10 protein-coding genes are annotated in these 16,084 nt (G+C 70.9%); 6 read left to right on the plus strand and 4 right to left on the minus strand.

Annotated elements, in window-relative coordinates:
- The first annotated feature begins 340 nt into the window (after positions 1-340).
- Together AB0P07_RS34000 and AB0P07_RS34005 are read left to right on the plus strand one after the other, a co-directional pair.
- The gene (locus tag AB0P07_RS34000; protein ID WP_365557607.1) at positions 341-1,438 is read left to right on the plus strand and encodes a PP2C family protein-serine/threonine phosphatase; all 1,098 of its coding nucleotides are present in this window, start codon (positions 341-343) and stop codon (positions 1,436-1,438) included.
- Positions 1,439-1,625: 187 nt separating this feature from the next.
- Positions 1,626-3,935, plus strand: a complete 2,310-nt coding sequence (locus AB0P07_RS34005; protein ID WP_365557610.1) for an ATP-binding protein — start codon at positions 1,626-1,628, stop codon at positions 3,933-3,935.
- On the opposite strand, the gene AB0P07_RS34010 is transcribed toward AB0P07_RS34005, so the two are convergent.
- The 3 genes from AB0P07_RS34010 to AB0P07_RS34020 all read right to left on the minus strand — a co-directional run bounded on the left by AB0P07_RS34010 (position 3,893) and on the right by AB0P07_RS34020 (position 6,749).
- A complete protein-coding gene (locus AB0P07_RS34010; protein WP_365557612.1) occupies positions 3,893-4,363 on the minus strand; it encodes a response regulator in 471 nt (156 codons plus the stop codon). The genes AB0P07_RS34005 and AB0P07_RS34010 overlap by 43 nt on opposite strands.
- The gene (locus tag AB0P07_RS34015) at positions 4,360-6,138 is read right to left on the minus strand and encodes a GAF domain-containing SpoIIE family protein phosphatase (protein ID WP_365557615.1); all 1,779 of its coding nucleotides are present in this window, start codon (positions 6,136-6,138) and stop codon (positions 4,360-4,362) included. The genes AB0P07_RS34010 and AB0P07_RS34015 overlap by 4 nt, the downstream gene beginning before the upstream one ends.
- Positions 6,139-6,533: 395 nt before the next feature.
- Positions 6,534-6,749 carry a hypothetical protein gene (locus tag AB0P07_RS34020; protein ID WP_365557617.1) on the minus strand — a complete coding sequence of 72 codons (216 nt, stop codon included), beginning with the start codon at positions 6,747-6,749 and terminating at the stop codon, positions 6,534-6,536.
- 440 nt (positions 6,750-7,189) lie between these two features.
- Here AB0P07_RS34020 and AB0P07_RS34025 point away from each other — a divergent pair, with 440 nt between their 5' ends.
- Positions 7,190-7,324 (plus strand): hypothetical protein, encoded by a 135-nt coding sequence (locus tag AB0P07_RS34025; RefSeq protein ID WP_365557619.1) that lies wholly within the window; start codon positions 7,190-7,192, stop codon positions 7,322-7,324.
- Positions 7,325-7,417: 93 nt separating this feature from the next.
- Here AB0P07_RS34025 and AB0P07_RS34030 read toward each other — a convergent pair whose 3' ends face one another.
- Entirely contained in the window at positions 7,418-9,412 is a 1,995-nt protein-coding gene (locus AB0P07_RS34030; RefSeq protein ID WP_365557621.1) for a hypothetical protein, read from the minus strand.
- Between the two features lie 1,157 nt (positions 9,413-10,569).
- Here AB0P07_RS34030 and AB0P07_RS34035 point away from each other — a divergent pair.
- The 3 genes from AB0P07_RS34035 (at position 10,570) to AB0P07_RS34045 (ending at position 15,435) form a co-directional block, all read left to right on the plus strand.
- Positions 10,570-11,547 carry an alpha/beta hydrolase gene (locus AB0P07_RS34035; RefSeq protein WP_365557624.1) on the plus strand — a complete coding sequence of 326 codons (978 nt, stop codon included), beginning with the start codon at positions 10,570-10,572 and terminating at the stop codon, positions 11,545-11,547.
- A gap of 116 nt (positions 11,548-11,663) precedes the next feature.
- Positions 11,664-12,080: a molybdopterin-dependent oxidoreductase gene (locus AB0P07_RS34040; RefSeq protein ID WP_365557627.1), complete on the plus strand. Its 417-nt coding sequence runs from the start codon at positions 11,664-11,666 to the stop codon at positions 12,078-12,080.
- 568 nt (positions 12,081-12,648) lie between these two features.
- Positions 12,649-15,435, plus strand: coding sequence for an AAA family ATPase (locus AB0P07_RS34045; RefSeq protein ID WP_365557630.1), 2,787 nt, complete (start codon positions 12,649-12,651; stop codon positions 15,433-15,435).
- Positions 15,436-16,084: the final 649 nt, after the last annotated feature.

Raw genomic sequence — 16,084 nt, forward strand, 5'->3', positions numbered from 1 at the left:
AGGTCCGTTCGACCGTCCACCGGCTCGGCATCCGGGTGACTTCTCCGAAACGGGGGGCCTGGAGTTCCGGCCGAAACTGTCCGGCCCCCCCCCGACGGCCCTCGAGCGTCAGGCACGCCCCGCGCTCCGCGGAGAGCCGCCGCGCGGTGGGTTGGTGCCGCGCAGGTCGTGCCCACTCGTGCATGATGCTCACCGAAGCCTTGGACCGGGAGCTCGTCAGAAGCGGGGTGGCAGTGTGGGTGCGGGGCGGGCTGCGGCGGAGCACAGACAGCGGGACGAGCAGCACCCCTGGCCGCCCCGGTGGCTCCGTTGGGTCCCGCCCGCACTCGTCGTCGCGACCATGGTGCTCGACCAGGCGACGCCGTCGCGCTACTTCTTCGGCTCGCTGCTGGCGGCCTCGGTGGTCCTGGCCCTCTTCACGTACCCGCCGTCGGGTGTCCTCGCCATCGGCGCCGCCGGATGCGTGCTGCTGGTGGTCACCGAGTCGGTCGAGGACCACATCGGTCCCATGACCATCGTGGCCCTGACCGTCCTGGTCACCGTCACTGTGCTGTCCGCTTCGCTGTGTGTGGTGCGCCGACGGACCGAGAACCGTTTCCGGCACGTCCAGGCGGTCGCCGAGGCCGTGCAACTGGCCCTGCTGCGCCCGCTGCCCGCCCGGATCGGCCCGTTGCTCCTGGCCGGCTTCTACCGGGCAGCGGACAACGAGGCGCTCATCGGAGGGGACCTCTACAGTGTCCGCCCCACACCGTTCGGCATCCGGGTGATCGTCGGGGACGTCAAGGGCAAGGGCATCACAGCGACGCAGACGGTGGCCACGGTGATCTCCTCGTTCCAGGAGGCGGCGCTGATCCATCCGTCGCTGAGTCAGGTGGCCGAGCGGATCGACGTGGCCCTGCAACTGGACCGCGACAGCCCTGCGCCGGAGCCGGTGGGCAACGGCCGGCCGGTCCACACGCCCGGGAAGGCCGCCGGGCCCGCGGACGAGGTCTTCGTCACGGCCGTCCTGCTCGAATTCTACGCCGACGCGCGCGCCGTACGAGTGCTGGACCGGGGGCATCAGCCGCTGCTCATCATCCGGCGCGGCACGGCGACCGTCGTGGAGAGCGACCACAGCCTGCCGCTGGGCATGAGCGACCTGCTGACCTCGCCCCCGCACACCGCGACGCACACCCTGGACCCCGGTGACATCCTGATCGCCTACTCCGACGGGGTTACCGAGGCGCGCGACAGCTCCGGTACGTTCTATCCGCTGCGCGAACGCATCCAGGACCACTGCGCCGACAGCGCCGGGCCGGTTTCCCCCACCCGTCTTGTCACCTTCATCGAGGAGGACGTTGCTCGATGGGCGCCCACTCTGGGCGACGACCTCGTCGCCATCGCTTTACAGGCCGCCCCCGTCGGAGGCAAGGAGTCGGTAAGAGGGCAGCTGATCTGAGCAGTCGGCCTTCCGGAAGGGTGGTGTGACGTGTGGTGCCGGTGGTCGTGCACGGTGCGGAGCGGCCCGGGGCAGCCGCGGGTGCCATCCGCGTAGGCGCGCATGTTCGGTACGTCCGGCTGTCCTCACCCGGCACCGACGTGCCGCAGCCGGCCCGGTGGGCGCGGCGGTGAGGCATGATCGAACCATGACGGACGAGTGGATGTCGGAGCGGGTCAGGTCGGCCGAGGCCTCGGCCGGTACGGCGTTCGACCTCTCGGAGTGCGTACGGGAGAGGATTCACCACCTCGGTGGCGTCCAGTCGCACGGCACCCTGCTTGCAGTGGATCCGGAGAGCGGGCTCGTGGACACTGCCGCCGACAACACCGGCACCTTTCTGGCGGCCGACGACCTTGTCGGCAGTCACGTCACCACCGTACTGGCGGACGCCGACTGGGCGGAGGTGCTGGCGGTGCTGGAAGAGGGGGACCCCAACGCGGTGACGCTCCCCGTTCTGGCCGGCACCGCCGGTCACCGGGCTGGCTTCGATCTCTCGGTCCACCGCCGCGAAGGTCTGGTGATCCTGGAGTTCGAGCCGCGCGACGAGTCCGCCGTCCACCAGTTCGCCGCCTTCTACCAGGAGATCCGCCGGGCTCTGCGCCGCCTGCGCTCCGCCGAAACGGTGATCGACTGTTGCCGTGCCGCGGTCGGCGAGGTACGGCGGCTGACCGGTTACGATCGGGTCGTCGTCTACCGTTTCGAGGGCACCGACGGTCCCGGCGAAGTGGTAGCCGAGGACGTGCGCGAAGGCTGGGAGCCCTGGCTCGGCCTGTGGTTCCCCGCCACCGACATCCCGCCCCAGGCCCGGCGCCTGTACGAGGAGAACTGGATCCGCGTCATCCGGGACGTCGACGATCCTACGGCTCGGCTGCGTCCCGCGGACCGTCTGGCCACAGGCGCCCCCCTCGATCTGTCCGGTGCCGCACTGCGCACGGTGTCCGGCTTCCACCTGGAATACCTGCGCAACATCGGGGTGCGCTCCTCCATGTCCGTGTCCCTGCTGCGTGAGGGACGCCTCTGGGGCCTGATCGCCTGCCACGGCGCCGAGCCACGTGGTCTGGCACCGGAGGTGCGGTCGGCATGCGAACTGTTCGGCACCGCGTTCTCCATGCAACTGGCGGCCATCGCGGAACGGGAGCGCGCCGATGCCCTGGAACGCTCAAGCCAGGACGTGGCCGTGATTGCCGGACTGCTCGAAGAGGATGTCGACGCCTCGCTGCTGCGGCACGAGGCCGCGATCCGCAAGCTGGTCGACGCCGACGGCGTGCTGCTGGTGCGCGCAGGCCGGGTGTCCTCCGGAGGCCTGCGCGTGCCGGAGGACGTAGTGCGGGCACTGGCCCCCTACGCCGTCCGCGCGATGCCCGACGGGCTGTGGGCCACCGACCGGCTGCCGGAACTGCTCGCCGAGGCGGGCACCGCCCCGGCCTGCGACAGCTGTCCTGCAGGCGTCCTGCTCCTGCCCATCGGACACGGCGGTGACTACCTGGCTTGGGTCCGGCAGGAGCGTCCGACGCCACGCGAATGGGCCGCGGATCCCGCTCACCCCGTCCTCGTCGGGCCGCAGGGCGAGCGATTGACGCCGCGAGGTTCGGGCGCCGCCTACCGCTCCATGATCCGGGGCCGCAGCCTGCCCTGGAGTGCCCGCGAACACGCGGCTGCGAGGGGTATGGGCGGCCTGCTCACCGAACTCGTGCTGCGCCACGCCGACGAGTTGGACCAGCTCAACGATGAGTTGCGGATGACCAACCTGGACCTCGACTCCTTCGCGCATGCGGCAGCCCACGACCTCAAGGAGCCGCTGCGCGGCATCGCCAACGCCGCCACCTTCACCCTGGAGGACGCCGGGGAGAGTCTCGACGGCACGAGTGTGCGGCGCCTGGAGACGACGCGCCGGCTCGCCGCCCGCATGGACGACCTGCTGAACTCAATGCTCCACTACGCGCGGATGGGTCGTGCCGGACTCCGCCGGGAGGATGTCGCCCTCGACGACGTCTTGGACGCGGTCCTTGAGGTGGCCGGAGCCCGTCTCGAGGAAGAAGGAGTGCGCCTCGTACGGCCGGGGCGTCTTCCGCGGATCCACGCTGATCCGGACCGGCTCTTCGAAGTTCTGCTCAACCTGCTGGTCAACGCCGCGAAGTACGCGGCCGACCGGCCCGACCGCATGGTGGAGGTGGGGGTGGAGGACGCCACGCCCCCCGGGGAGGCGCGGGTCACGCCGGCCGTGGTCGTTCGCGACAACGGCATCGGCATCCCGTATGACAGGCAGGCGGAGGTCTTCGCTCTCTTTCGCCGACTGCACGGTCCGCAGGAGCGCGGCGGTGGCACGGGCGTCGGGCTGGCGGTGGTCAAGCGGATCGTCGAACGCCACGGAGGCCGGCTCTGGCTGACCAGCACGCCGGGGGAGGGCTCGGCCTTCTACTTCACGCTGGGCGCGGAGCCGCCGGGCGCGGGCGGCTGACCCTTGGTGCCCAGCCAGTAGTCGAGCGCCCCCTTGAGGACAGTCTTGAACAGGTGGAAGTTGAGCGGCTTGTAGATGTAGCTGTCCGCTCCGGCCGCATAGGCGGCGTCGACCTCCGAAGGAGCGGTCGAGGAGGTGAACACCACCACGGTGACCTCCGCCAACTCCGGACGTGCGCGCACTGCCTGGAGCACGGCGTGACCGCCCAGGCCGGGCATGTTCAGGTCCAACAGCAGGATTCCGGGCATCGGGTCCTCGCCCAGCAGGCGGTCCACCAAGCCGTCGCCCCGGTCGAGGAACTCCAGACGGAGCTGGGGATGGCTGCTGGCGAGGGCGCGTTCGATCGCCTCGGCGTCCTCCTGGGAATCCTCCACCACCAGGACCCAGCTGTTGTCCAGCCTCCTCCTCGGTGCGTGTGCCTGGGTCACGATCGTCCTTTCAGGTGAGCGATCAGTACTGCGGTGTCGTCGTCGCCCATCTCGCGGAAGTCCGAAGCGGCCCTGACGAGCCGCCGTGCCGACTGCTCGTCCACCGGCCCGAGCTCGCGCACGGAGTCGGGCAAGAGATCCTCGAAACAGGTGCCGTCCGATGCTCTTGCCTCCGTGAGGCCGTCGGTGAACAGCACCAGGTCCTCGCCGTCGTTGAGTCGGACGTGGTGCGGCACGTACACGGCTCCCGGCACGACACCCAGCAGGAGGCCGTGGGCCGGTAGCTCGTCCACGACTCCATCGGTGCGTCTGACCAGTGGCCACGGGTGTCCGGCTCCGGCGATCTCGGCGTCCCAGCCTCCCCGCGCACCCGGAACGAGGGTTGTCACCAGGGCGGTGACGAAGCGTGTGGCGCCCTCCTCGACCAGCGCCGTGTTCAACCGTGCCAGGGCCCTGCCCGGCGACATGCCGTCCAACAGCAGCGTCCGCAGAGTGTGCCGGGCCAGCGCGGTGTACGCCGCTGCCTCGGCCCCGCGGCCGCAGACGTCGCCGATGAACAGCGAGATGCGCCCGTCGGCGACCACCGCGTCGTAGAAGTCCCCTCCGACGTCCAGACTGGGGTCGCCGACCTCGTAGGCGGCGCTCAGCACCACTCCGGGTGGCTCGGGCAGCGCACGGGGGAGCAACTGGTGCTGCAGGGTTTCGACATGCTGCCGACGTTGCGCGTAGAGAGTGGCCGTGTCGATGGCGAGCGCGGCCCGGCCGGCCAGGTCCGTGAGGGTCGGCAGATCCGCCAGACTCGTGTCGTCGCGGTGGTAGAGGAAGGTCAGTGTGCCCAGGGCCCGGCCCCGGGCTCGCAGCGGACTGACGCTGACCGCGCGGATCGCCGTCCCCTCACCCACGGCGTCCGGCCCGAAGGGTCCGCCCCTGAGGTCATCGCCCGCCAGCACCTGTCCACGGGAGCGCACGGCGACCTTCTGCAGTTCCGTGGCGAACCACGCGTCGTGCGCGGCCACCTCACCGAGCCATGTCTGCGCGTCGGCCGCCACATGTGCGGTGGCAACGGATCTCAGCCCACCGTCCTGTCTGAAGAGGTGCACCACACAGCCCTCGGCCACCGCGGGCACCGCCAGACGCGCCACCCGGCGCAGTGTCTCCTCCACCTCCAGGCTCTCGTCCATCTGGAGCGAGGCCTCGGCGAGGAAGGCGTCGCGCGCCTGGCGCCGCTCATGGCGCATCTCCTCGCGGATGCGCCGGCTGCTCGCCATGAGGACGTCCGCGACCTGCACCAACTGGTCGCAGAGGAACCGTTCCTCCTCGTCGGGCCGTACCCGGTCCAGGCCCACCCAGAGCCCCGCCGTGTCATCGGGCCCCAGAGGGAAGACGCACTCCACGACGGCGACCGCACCGGCCTCACCCAGGGAGGGGGCCACGAGCGGTGGAACATGCGCCACGGCGCGTCGGCGTGCCCGGGGCCGCTCGTCGGCGGCCAGGACGGGAGGCGGCACCGACCCCCCGGGCCAGTCGGCTGCCGTCGGGTACCAGGTGACCGCCTCCCGGGACCCCCTGCTCAACCGGCGCAGGTAGTTCACCTCGTGCGCCTGCCACCGCGCGCCGACGACCGCGACGGCCCCGGGTGTCTCGGACAAAGCGGAGTAGATGAGCGCGGCGAGCGTCGTGACGTCGTGTGCGCGCACGGCCGCGAGCCAGAGCTGATGCAGCTGACGCCACCACGGCGACTGAGCCTCGGACGCCTCTCGACTGCGATCGTTCACACGTTCCTCTTCGCTGTCATACGCTGACTGCGGCCGGCCGCAGGTTCGGCTGGCAGCGGATGGCGGTGCGGCCGCACGGAGGACGTCCGCATCTGTCCGTACGCCGACGTGGGACTCCGTGCGCGTCCTCGCTGGATGCGAGCGCCTCTTGGACCGGACCTCTGGCGCACAAGAGTGCCGGAGGCTCGGACGCTCGCGGAGACGACTGCCTTCTCCTGCGCACCTCGGCATTATGTCCCGGACCGACGCGCGACGGCTGCTCCACGCCACCGGCCCGGTCCGGACGAGGTGGCCCGTCGGACGCAAGCGGCCGGTCGGATGCCGGTCCGGAGCGTGTGTGCTTCACGGACGCCACCCTGGTGCCCGAGCATCCGAAAGGCGCTGGCGGCTGCGCGTCAGGCCACGGCCCCCAGGGCCGGTGCCTCGTGCCCGGAGGTGTCCGAGCGGGCGCGGGGAGAGGCCTCGACGACGAGGAAGGCATCCGCGGTGAGATCCATGACGACCTCGGCGCCCCGACCGTGCTCGCGCAGGCGGGCCGCGAACTCCTCGGCGGGCCAGGAGCCGCGGGGCGAACCGGCGGGGAATGTCTTCAGCACCAGGGCATGCGTCATCGCGACACCTCTGCACACGGGACGGCACAGCCACCCGGTCGGTTGACTGTCTTCCGATGCGCATGCCCCCGTACGAGCGCAACATGCCCTGTACCCCCGCCCCTGGCGGGGACCGACGGACAAAGCCCAGCGGCAGGCGCGGGCGGTACGAGCGTCCAGGACGGGGAGCAGGAGTTGTCACTCACACGGGTTAAAGGAGCTGTGCCTGCATCCCCCAGCAGGGGTCGCAAGGAAGCGTGATCGAGGGTGCTCCCCGTGCCCCTCACCGCCCCTGGCCCATGCCGAACGGGCTCCCCCGGCCAGGGGCGGACCCCATCCACAACCGAGCCTGCACGGCACGGCGCGCCTCCCCCTCGGTCGGGACGTCACGACGGAGCAGCGGTACGACCACGGATCGGTCAAGCCTGGTTCCGCGGGCGCAGGACGGGAACCTGCGCCGCGTGAAAGAGAACGTCGAAGAGGGCTGCACAGATGCCTGCGGAGTCGGGAACCCACTGAACCGTCTGCGGGCGGTGATGCTCCCGGCCTCCGTCCTGACCATCGCCGTGGCGCTCGCCCTCGGGGTACTCACCTGACGGGCGACGTCGTGCGGTCGGTCGCCGCAGCACGCACCAACATGCCGGGCCAACGTCGCCACGTCCGTGGGCCCCCGTCGATCCTTCGCCCTATCATGACCGGTCCGGGTGGGCTGGTGGCGGAGGGAGGGCCGGCAGCGTGTCGCCGGACGCGAGGCGACCGGACACCCAGGTCTCGGCCGTCCGCGGGGCCGGCTCCGCCAGCGTCCGGCCGTCGGTTCCGGCCGTCACGTCGCCCGTGATGTCCAGTCCCCTCACGGCACGGCTGCCGGCAGCCAGGATGTACCAGTCCCCTCGGGGTGAGCGCCAATGGGCCTGGGCGACGACGTGTTGCCCGAATCGGCTGCACGCCGCCGAGTCGGATTCCCGAGCCGCGAGCAAGGTGGCGCCCCCGTGCCGCGTGCGCAGAACCACGGCCACGTCGCTGCCTCCGCGCCAGGTGACGGAACGTGAACACGACCACACGGCCGACCCGCTGCCCTCCGGAAGGCGCTGCTCGGCGAAGTCCCAGAGGTTCACCGCGCGGATCGCGCTCCGGTCTCGGTCACCGAGACCACAGGCCGTCCGCGACCAGGCGGTGAGGGCAGCGCTGCCGGTCGCCTCTCTGGGCTGGCGTGCCGCGGCCGTGTGAGAGCCGGGCAGGGGAGTGTAGGTGAGGTGCGTGGGGGAAAGGCCACCGAGATCGGCGAGAAGGAAGGAGTGGTCCTCCACGATGCTCGGCGAGGAGCGCAGTTGGAGCACCGGCCGTCGGTCGCAGGAGGAACCCGCCGGAACTCCGGGCACGCGTTCGGTCAAGCCGTCCGCGGAGACGTTGACGGTGCGTGCGGCTTCGTCGGGACGCAGCAGGTCCCGGCTTCCCGCTTCCGCGATCCACGGAGCGAGCAGGTACCGTGCGGATGCTCCGCTCCTCGACACGGTGATGGCCGCCGCGGTGGTGACGTCCGCGTCGTCGACCCGAGCCAGCGACAGGGCCGCAGCTCCTCGCCCCTGGCGGCTCGGCTCCGTGTACCGGGCCAGACGGCGTCCGTCGTACAGAACGACCACGGCCCGCCCCTCCACTTCCCCCGCGTACAGCAGTTGGGGGGAACCGGACAGTGGATCGCCCGCCGTTCCGGGTGCGGTGGCCACGCGCGCCAGGGAACCCGTCGGGCGTGCCCAGGCCGCCACCGCCCGCTCCACCAGTGCGTCATCGCTTCTCCGTTCGCCTCGGGCGGGCCAGGCGGTGAAGTCGACACGAGATGTGTCCGCCCATGCCCCGGGCGGCGTTCGGCGCACGTGCTGCAGGGCGGATACGGACGTCTGCTGCCGCACGGGCTCGGGCCGCGCCGAGACGGTGTCCACGACGATGCATGCGGTCACCGCGGCCAGACCGGCGAGCAGGGCCGCACCGGCCAGCCGCGTCCGGAGCCTGCGGTGCAACAGGTCCGTCGGCTGGGCCCGCACCGTGCAGGCGTCCCACTCACCGGGGCGTGCCGGAACACCGTCGCCCGCCACTGTCGCGCCCACGTCGTCCCGCAGTCGCGCCGCCCGGCGCAGTGCTTCGGCCGGGTTCCGGGCCGAAGCGGCCCGCAGCACCCCAACCACGGTGTCTTCCGGCAGCCCGTCCAGGTAGCGCAGGACGAACGCGGCCCGGCTGGTGGGCGGCTCCTGTGCCAGGTGCCGTCCCGTCGTCGGATCCTCGGGGCCGCCCGACAGAGGCAGGAGACGCAGTCCGACGACGATCGGCAAGGGCGACCCCAGGAGTGCCGTACACCGGCGCAGCCGCCCTCCCCGGCCCCCCGCGACGTCGAGCGCGCCGCGCAGCACCACGACGCGCAGCTCGTCCCGGAGGCAGTCGGTCGCCCCTTCAGCCGCTTCACGCGGAGCGGGGATCCTCGACCTCCGCCACGCCGCCCTGGGTACTTTCGCAAGGGACCGCTGCACCAGTGTGTGAGCCATCAGGAGGCGGCGATGCCTGCCGATCGTGGCCGGCAGCACCAAGTAGGCGAGGCGCACGAGGGAGCCGTACTGCTCCACCAGCACTGCTTCCGTTCGCTGGACACGGATGCGGGACACGGCGACCGGGCTGCGGTACCGACTGAGCGACATGTGGCGATGCCCTTCACGGACGCGAAAGCTGCTCCTGCTGCGGACTCAAACGAGTGAATCGCCGGATGGTCACACAGCGGCCTCGTGTCCTGCCCGGCCGTAAACCCTCCCGAGGCCCCGGCGAGGGGGACGTCGGCGTGCGGGGCCGCTGTGAAGCGGGCCGTCTCCAACGACTGCGCCGCACACAGCAGGCGCCGCTGTCCGAAGCCGGTCGGACGCGTGTCGCCGCCGTTCTGCGGGTGGGATGAACGGAGGTCGCGGAAGAACGCCGTGATGTCCTCGGCGAGCAGGGCGGGTTCCTCGTGGGCGGCGAAGCGCCCAGCGCGGGGCATGTGCGTGTAGCGAGTGAGGTGGTAGGTGCGCTCGGCCCAGCTCCGTGGTGGTTGGGAGAGATCGGCGGGAAACAGGGCGGGGCGGTGGGCACCTCCACCCGCCGTGCACGCCGGGTCAGCCGGTGCGCGTACTCGTAGTACGGGCGGAAGGAGGTGGAGATCGTGCCGGTGAACCAGTAGAGGGACGCCTGGGTGAGTGAGGTAAGCAGGAGACGCAGTCACCCGCACCCTCACCAACAAGGAACACGGCGCATCCCCTCGCCCTCCCCTCACCCCACGAATGACAACGGCTACGGCCGCGGGGACGACGGATACGGCAACAGCGAACACTGACCGGACCGATCCCTCCCGGCCAGACCAGCCACGAGCCGCGCATTCCGGCCTGCAGAATGACCAGAAGACATGACCAAGAGACGGACGGACAGGCAATAGCCGCCGACCCCGGCCAGGTACCCGGGGTCGGCTGTCTCGGCTCCGGAATGCCCTCGATCTCCCCCTGTACCTCGCACCTTCTGCACCCTTCGCAGGCAGGCGCGGCCGGGGACGCGGGACACACCCCCCGATGCGGGTCCCGCACCACAGCTTCGTGAGCGGGGCTTGTGTGGGCGGATCAGAGCCGCAACGTGCAAGCGGTGGACGTAGAGCGGCCTTACCAGGTCGGCCGGGCGGGGCTCAGCCGGCCGGGGGAGCCGCGAGTGCCTAGGGATCGGTGCTCGATGGCGTTTGCCTTGGTCGACTTGCGTCTCCGCCTGCCCCGGCGAACATGGAGTGCGGAGCTCGGGGTCCGCGCCTCGATGTGAGGCGCCCACACACACTGGAGTCCGCATGACGCAGCTTCCCCCGCCCGTCACCCCCTTCCTCGAGCCTGCGGCCAAGGAGCTGGCCGAGGCGACGGACCCGCACCCGCGGATCTACGAGGTCCCGCCGGAGCAGGGCCGTGACATTCTTGCCGGTCTGCAGAGTGGCGAGGGCGTGGAACGGCCCGAGGTCGACGAGGAATGGGTCGACGTCGACGCGGGCGAGTGGGGCACGGTGCGTACCCGGGTCATCCGCGCCAAGGGCGCCACGGGGGCCCTGCCCGTGGTCGTCTACATCCACGGGGCGGGCTGGGTCTTCGGTGACGACAAGACACATGACCGTCTCTTCCGCGAACTGGTGGTCGGAGCGAACGCGGTCGGAGTCTTTCCGGTGTACGACCGGGCACCGGAGGCGAAGTACCCCACGCAGATCGAGCAGAACTACGCCGTGGGCCAGTGGGTGCGCAAGAACGGTGCCGACCACGGCATGGACACCTCCCGGGTGGCGGTGACCGGCGAGTCGGTCGGCGGATGCATGTCCGCGGTTTTCGCACTGATGAACAAGGAGCGTGAGGACGGCCTCGACCTGAAGGCCCAGGTCCTGCTCTACCCGGTCACCGACGCCGACTTCGACACCCCGTCCTACCAGCAGTTCGCCGAGGGCTACTACCTCACCCGGGACGGCATGAAGTGGTTCTGGGACGCGTACACCAGCGACCCCGCCGAGCGGAAGCAGCACTACGCCTCGCCGCTGCAGTCCAGCCTGGACCAGCTCAAGGGCCTGCCCACCACCCTGGTCATCACCGACGAGGCCGACGTCCTGCGCGACGAGGGCGAGAAGTACGCCAACAAGCTCCGCGAAGCCGGCGTCGACGTCACTGCCGTCCGCGTCGCGGGAATGGTCCACGACTTCCTGCTCCTGGACAGCCTGCGCGACACCCGCGCCGCGAACGTCGCCCGCAAGCTCGCCGTCGACGCCCTGCGCACCGCACTGCACGACAGCTGAGCCCACCAGGCTCCTGGTCGATGAGCCCAGCCACGACAGCTTGATGGGGCGGCATGCCCGTCCCCCCAAGGGGCAGCTGCATCACCCCAGGCCCCGCGGAGAAGGAGGAGACGGCGATGGCCAGTCTGTCGCCCGGGTTCCACGGCCGCGGCAACCGCAGCATCCTCGAGCGGCTGCCGCCGGGCCAGTACCCCACCGAGTCCTTTCCCGTACTGTCGGCGGGGCGGACCCCACAGGTGCCCACGGACAACTGGTCCTTCACCGTCACCAGCGAGACCGGCGAGAGCCACAGCTGGACCTGGGAGGACATCCTCGCCCTGCCGCAGGAGCAGCCCGTTGTCGACAACCACTGCGTCACACGATGGACGAAATTCGACACCCGGTGGCAGGGCGTCTGTCTCGACTCCCTCATCGGCGCGGTCGCCAGTGCAGCCGAATTCGTCATCGCCCAGTCCTTCGACGGGATGACACGGGCTCTCGCAAAGGCTGCCTCGCGCGCGTGCTCCGCATCGGCTGCGCCATCGACCACGTAGAAGTGGCGTGCCAGCCGACCGCAAGGCGTGCGGACCCCGAGTCCCACCAGCCACAAGCCATCGGTGACCATGAGAACGACCTTTCCTGCCGAAGATGTGCGGCTTCGGTGGTCCCCTGCGCAGAAGCGCGCCACCGTCGGCGCCGGTCGTGTCTGCCCCGCAGACCCGGGCAAGGCACGACCGTGCGCGCATCACGATTCTGGATCCGGTCACCCGGCTGCGGTATGCGTCACATGACTGCATCGGTGCCGCTCGCCTGCGGGCGGAGTGGGCGTGCGCCTGCCGGTTCTCCCCGCGGCGACCTCGATGCCCCGGCCGGGAGCCCGTCCGGACGGGCCGGGCGGCCGGTCTGTGGCGAACCGACGGGCGACGGCGGAATATCTCGGGTCATGCCTGTGTTTTGCTTGACTCAACAAGGCCCGAGTCCGGTGACACCGTAGCTGCGGGCACTGTCGCGATTCGGGCGCGCTAATATCTGGGAAATTCTCAATTCCCTGGAGCATCCGTGCGAAACAATGGAAGGGATCGTGGGGATCAGCGCTCGACGCGGGATTCCGCTCCGGCGGTGGTGAGCCGAGAAACCGAGACCGCGGAAATCATCCGGCGTGTTGGCGCCGACCGGTCCCACAGTGACGTGTTGATCATCACGGGCGAGCCTGGTGCCGGAAAAAGCATGCTGCTCGACCTCGCGGTGGACCGCGCGCGAAGCTCGGGCCGCAGAGTGCTGCGGACGGTGGGCAGCGAATCCGAGACGCACCTCGGGTTCGCCGGTCTCTATCAGCTGCTTCGTCCGGTGCTCGGCGTAACGGAGAGCCTGCCGTCGCGGCAGCGCTCCGCGCTCCGAGCCGTTCTGGGGCTCGACGACCGTGCCGAGACGCCCGACGCCATGCTCGTCGGATTGGCGGTCCTGACCTTGCTGTCGGATCTGGCGGAAACGGACCCGCTGCTGGTGGTGGTCGACGACGCCCAGTGGATCGACCGCGGAACACTGGACGTTCTCTCCTTCGTGGCGCGACGCATGGACAGCGAACCCGTCACGCTGCTGGTGGGAGTCCGCACCGCAGCTGCGCTGCCCGGGTTCGACAGGGGATACGAGCGCCTCGAGATCGGCCCACTGAGCATCGAGGCGGCGAACAGACTGCTCGACCAGCAACCGACGCCGCCCAGCGGCCGCATACGCGTGCGGATTCTTGAGGAGGCGGTCGGCAACCCGCTGGCTCTGGCGGAACTCGCCCGCGTCGCCGCGGTCCGGCAACTCGAGGGCAGCAGCATTGAGGGCCCACTGCCGCTCACCGACCGGCTGAAGCGGATTTTCGCGGAGCACGCGGCCGACCTGCCGGAACCGACCCGCCGCACCCTGCTGCTGCTCGCTGCCGCCGGTGCGACGGATGCGCCGGCGGCCTCCATGGGACTCCCCGAGGCGGATGACAAGGCGTTGGTGCCCGCGGAGCAGGCCGGTCTCGTACGCCAGGAGGGACCCAGGGTGGTCTTCCGCAACCCGCTCATCCGCTCGGCCGTCTACCATGCCGCGTCCTTCGAGGAACGCCGCCGGGCACACCTCGATCTCGTGGAGCTGCTGCGTGAGGAGCCCGACCGCCGAGCCTGGCATCTCGCCGCCGCAACCCTGCGCCCCGATCAGGAGGTGTCGGCCGCTCTGCAACAGACGGCCGACCGAGCCCGGCGTCGGGGTGGCTATGCGGCCGCAGCCGCAGCTCTGGAGCGCGCCGCGGAACTGAGCCCACGCGGCGAGGACCGGGCGCGACTCCTGACGGAAGCCGCCGCCGCAGCTGTCTTCACCGGTCAGCTCGGCTGGGTGGAACGCCTTGCCGCAGAGGTCCGCGAGTCCACCGTCGACCCGGCACTGACAGGCGAGGCCTCGCTGGCCTCCGGGCAGCTCATGGCCATGGGCAAGCACCACACGGCGGCCTTCACCATGCTCCTGCGCGTCGCCCGCGAGGCGGCGGCGGCCCGGTCGCCTCGCGTACTGGACGCGCTCGCCGCGGCGGCCGTGGTCCGCTACTACTCGGGTGAGGAGTTCCAGCAGCGGGAGATCCAGGGCCTGCTCTCCCACCTGCCCGACGATGACGCCAGGGCAGCGATGCACGCCTGGGTGCTGGCCGTCTCCGACCCCAGCGGCGCGGGAGCATCCCTGGGGCCGCTGCTGCCCGGGCTCATCGCCGAGGCCAAGGACGACGCCAAGCGCCTGACCATGCTCGCCATCGTCTCCTGGCTCCTCGACCAGACCCCGCTGGCCGCCAGGACCTTCGACGAGGCGTTCGATCGGTGGCGGGCCCATGGACCGCTCCCGGACGGACTGGGGTGCGCTGCTGGCTGGACCTATGTGGAGCAGGGCCGGTGGGCCGAGGCCCGGTCGGTGGCGGCCGACATCGCCGCCATGGCATCGTCGGCCGGACTTCACCACGCCGAGGCGTGTGCTCGCGCACTCGACTCCACGGTGCTCAGCCTGCTCGGTGACACGGCCGCCGCACGCCGGCTCGCCGAGCAGGCGCTGGCCCTCGTCGATCCGCTGGAGAGCCGCTCCGTCGCGGTCTTCGCACGTCGGGCTCTGGGGATGGCGGCCGTGGCCGAGGGCGACTACGACACCGCGTACACGCAGTTCCGCTCCGCCTTCACCGACGACGGCGATCCGGTCCACTACCACGTCTCCTACACCGTCCTGGCCGAACTCGCCGCGGCGGCCGTCCGCCGAGGGCGGCGGGGGGACGTCACGGAGTTGCTGGAGCGGTCGGCGCGACGCCTGGGGACGGGCACGTCGGCGCGGGTAGCCGCGCTGATCGCCCGGGGCCGCGCCCTGTTGGCGGATGCCGAGCTCGCGGAGCCGTACTTCCAGGCGGCGCTCGCGGACGCCACAGGTGAGCAGTGGCCGTTCGAACGGGCGCAGACACGACTTGACTACGGGGAGTGGCTCCGGCGGCAGCGCCGCATCACCGAGGCCCGCCCGCTGCTGAGCGCCGCCCTCGCAACCTTCCAGCGGCTGGGAGCGCGGCCGTGGATCGAGCGGGCACAGACAGAGCTGCGCGCCGCCGGCATCGAAGCCAGCAGCGTCGTGCCCAGTGCCTTCGCCGAACTCAGCCCCCAGCAGCAGCGGATCGTGCGGCTGGCAGCCCGAGGACTGACGAATCGTGAGATCGGCGAGAAGCTGTTCCTCTCGCCGCGCACCGTCGGCTCTCACCTCTACCGTGTGTTTCCCAAGCTGGGCATCACCGCCCGGTCACAACTCCGGGACGTGCTCGAAGGCACCCTGTCGGGGGCGGGTGTCCAAGGCCGACAGGAGGCCATCGGCGGGCCGCCCGCGCCGGAGGCACGCGGCTCATACCGCTGTGTTACAGGATGATGACGGTGCGTTCGCCGGATGCGTCCCGGTGGGCCCAGGCTGCCTCGACCTGGTCGAGCGGGAAGGGGTGCGGGCGTACGGCCATGCCTCGGCGATCGCGGCGACGAGCTCGGTGGACTCCCGCTGCAAGACGTTCATGGAGACCGCTCCGATGCCGCTGCCCAGGACGCGCGATGCGTTGGAGCGCATGGCGTGTCCGGACAGCGTGATGGTGTCTCCGCCCATGCCGCCGATCTGCACCCAGTCGTGCAGGCGGGTGTGCTGAGTACGCGCCTCAAGGACGGCACGCATGGCGAGTTCGGTGGGCGGTCCCCATACATGGTCGAGGACCACGTCGGCCTCTGCGGCGGCTTCGGCGAGCGCGGCCGCGGCGGCGTCCTGGTCGGGGGCGAGTTGGACGATGTCGTCCGCGCCTTCCGTGGTCAGTTCGTCGAGGCGGGCGGCCGGATGCGTATCTGGTCCAGGGTGAGGGTCTGCCGGGCGGTCGATGCTGGTCCGTCGAGACCCAGCCGTAGACCAGGTTCGCCACTGAGGGGCGTACAGCTGCCGTCCTGCAGTGCCCGGCCCGGGGGCTGGGGCGCAGGTCCGTGTGGCGCAGCGCGTACTGAGGTTGCCGGGCGGTCCTTGTGGAGTGACGGCTCGGGGCCGT

It is taken from the genome of Streptomyces sp. NPDC085944 (assembly GCF_040686295.1).
GTDB classification, from domain to species: domain Bacteria; phylum Actinomycetota; class Actinomycetes; order Streptomycetales; family Streptomycetaceae; genus Streptomyces; species Streptomyces salinarius.

Excerpts from the sequence above, each read along its gene's own strand:
- AB0P07_RS34040 (WP_365557627.1), top strand. The coding sequence starts at position 11,664 with ATGGCCAGTCTGTCGCCCGGGTTCCACGGCCGCGGCAACCGCAGCATC.
- AB0P07_RS34035 (WP_365557624.1), top strand. The coding sequence starts at position 10,570 with ATGACGCAGCTTCCCCCGCCCGTCACCCCCTTCCTCGAGCCTGCGGCC.
- AB0P07_RS34020 (WP_365557617.1), bottom strand. The coding sequence starts at position 6,749 with ATGACGCATGCCCTGGTGCTGAAGACATTCCCCGCCGGTTCGCCCCGC.
- AB0P07_RS34030 (WP_365557621.1), bottom strand. The coding sequence starts at position 9,412 with ATGTCGCTCAGTCGGTACCGCAGCCCGGTCGCCGTGTCCCGCATCCGT.
- AB0P07_RS34000 (WP_365557607.1), top strand. The coding sequence starts at position 341 with ATGGTGCTCGACCAGGCGACGCCGTCGCGCTACTTCTTCGGCTCGCTG.
- AB0P07_RS34005 (WP_365557610.1), top strand. The coding sequence starts at position 1,626 with ATGACGGACGAGTGGATGTCGGAGCGGGTCAGGTCGGCCGAGGCCTCG.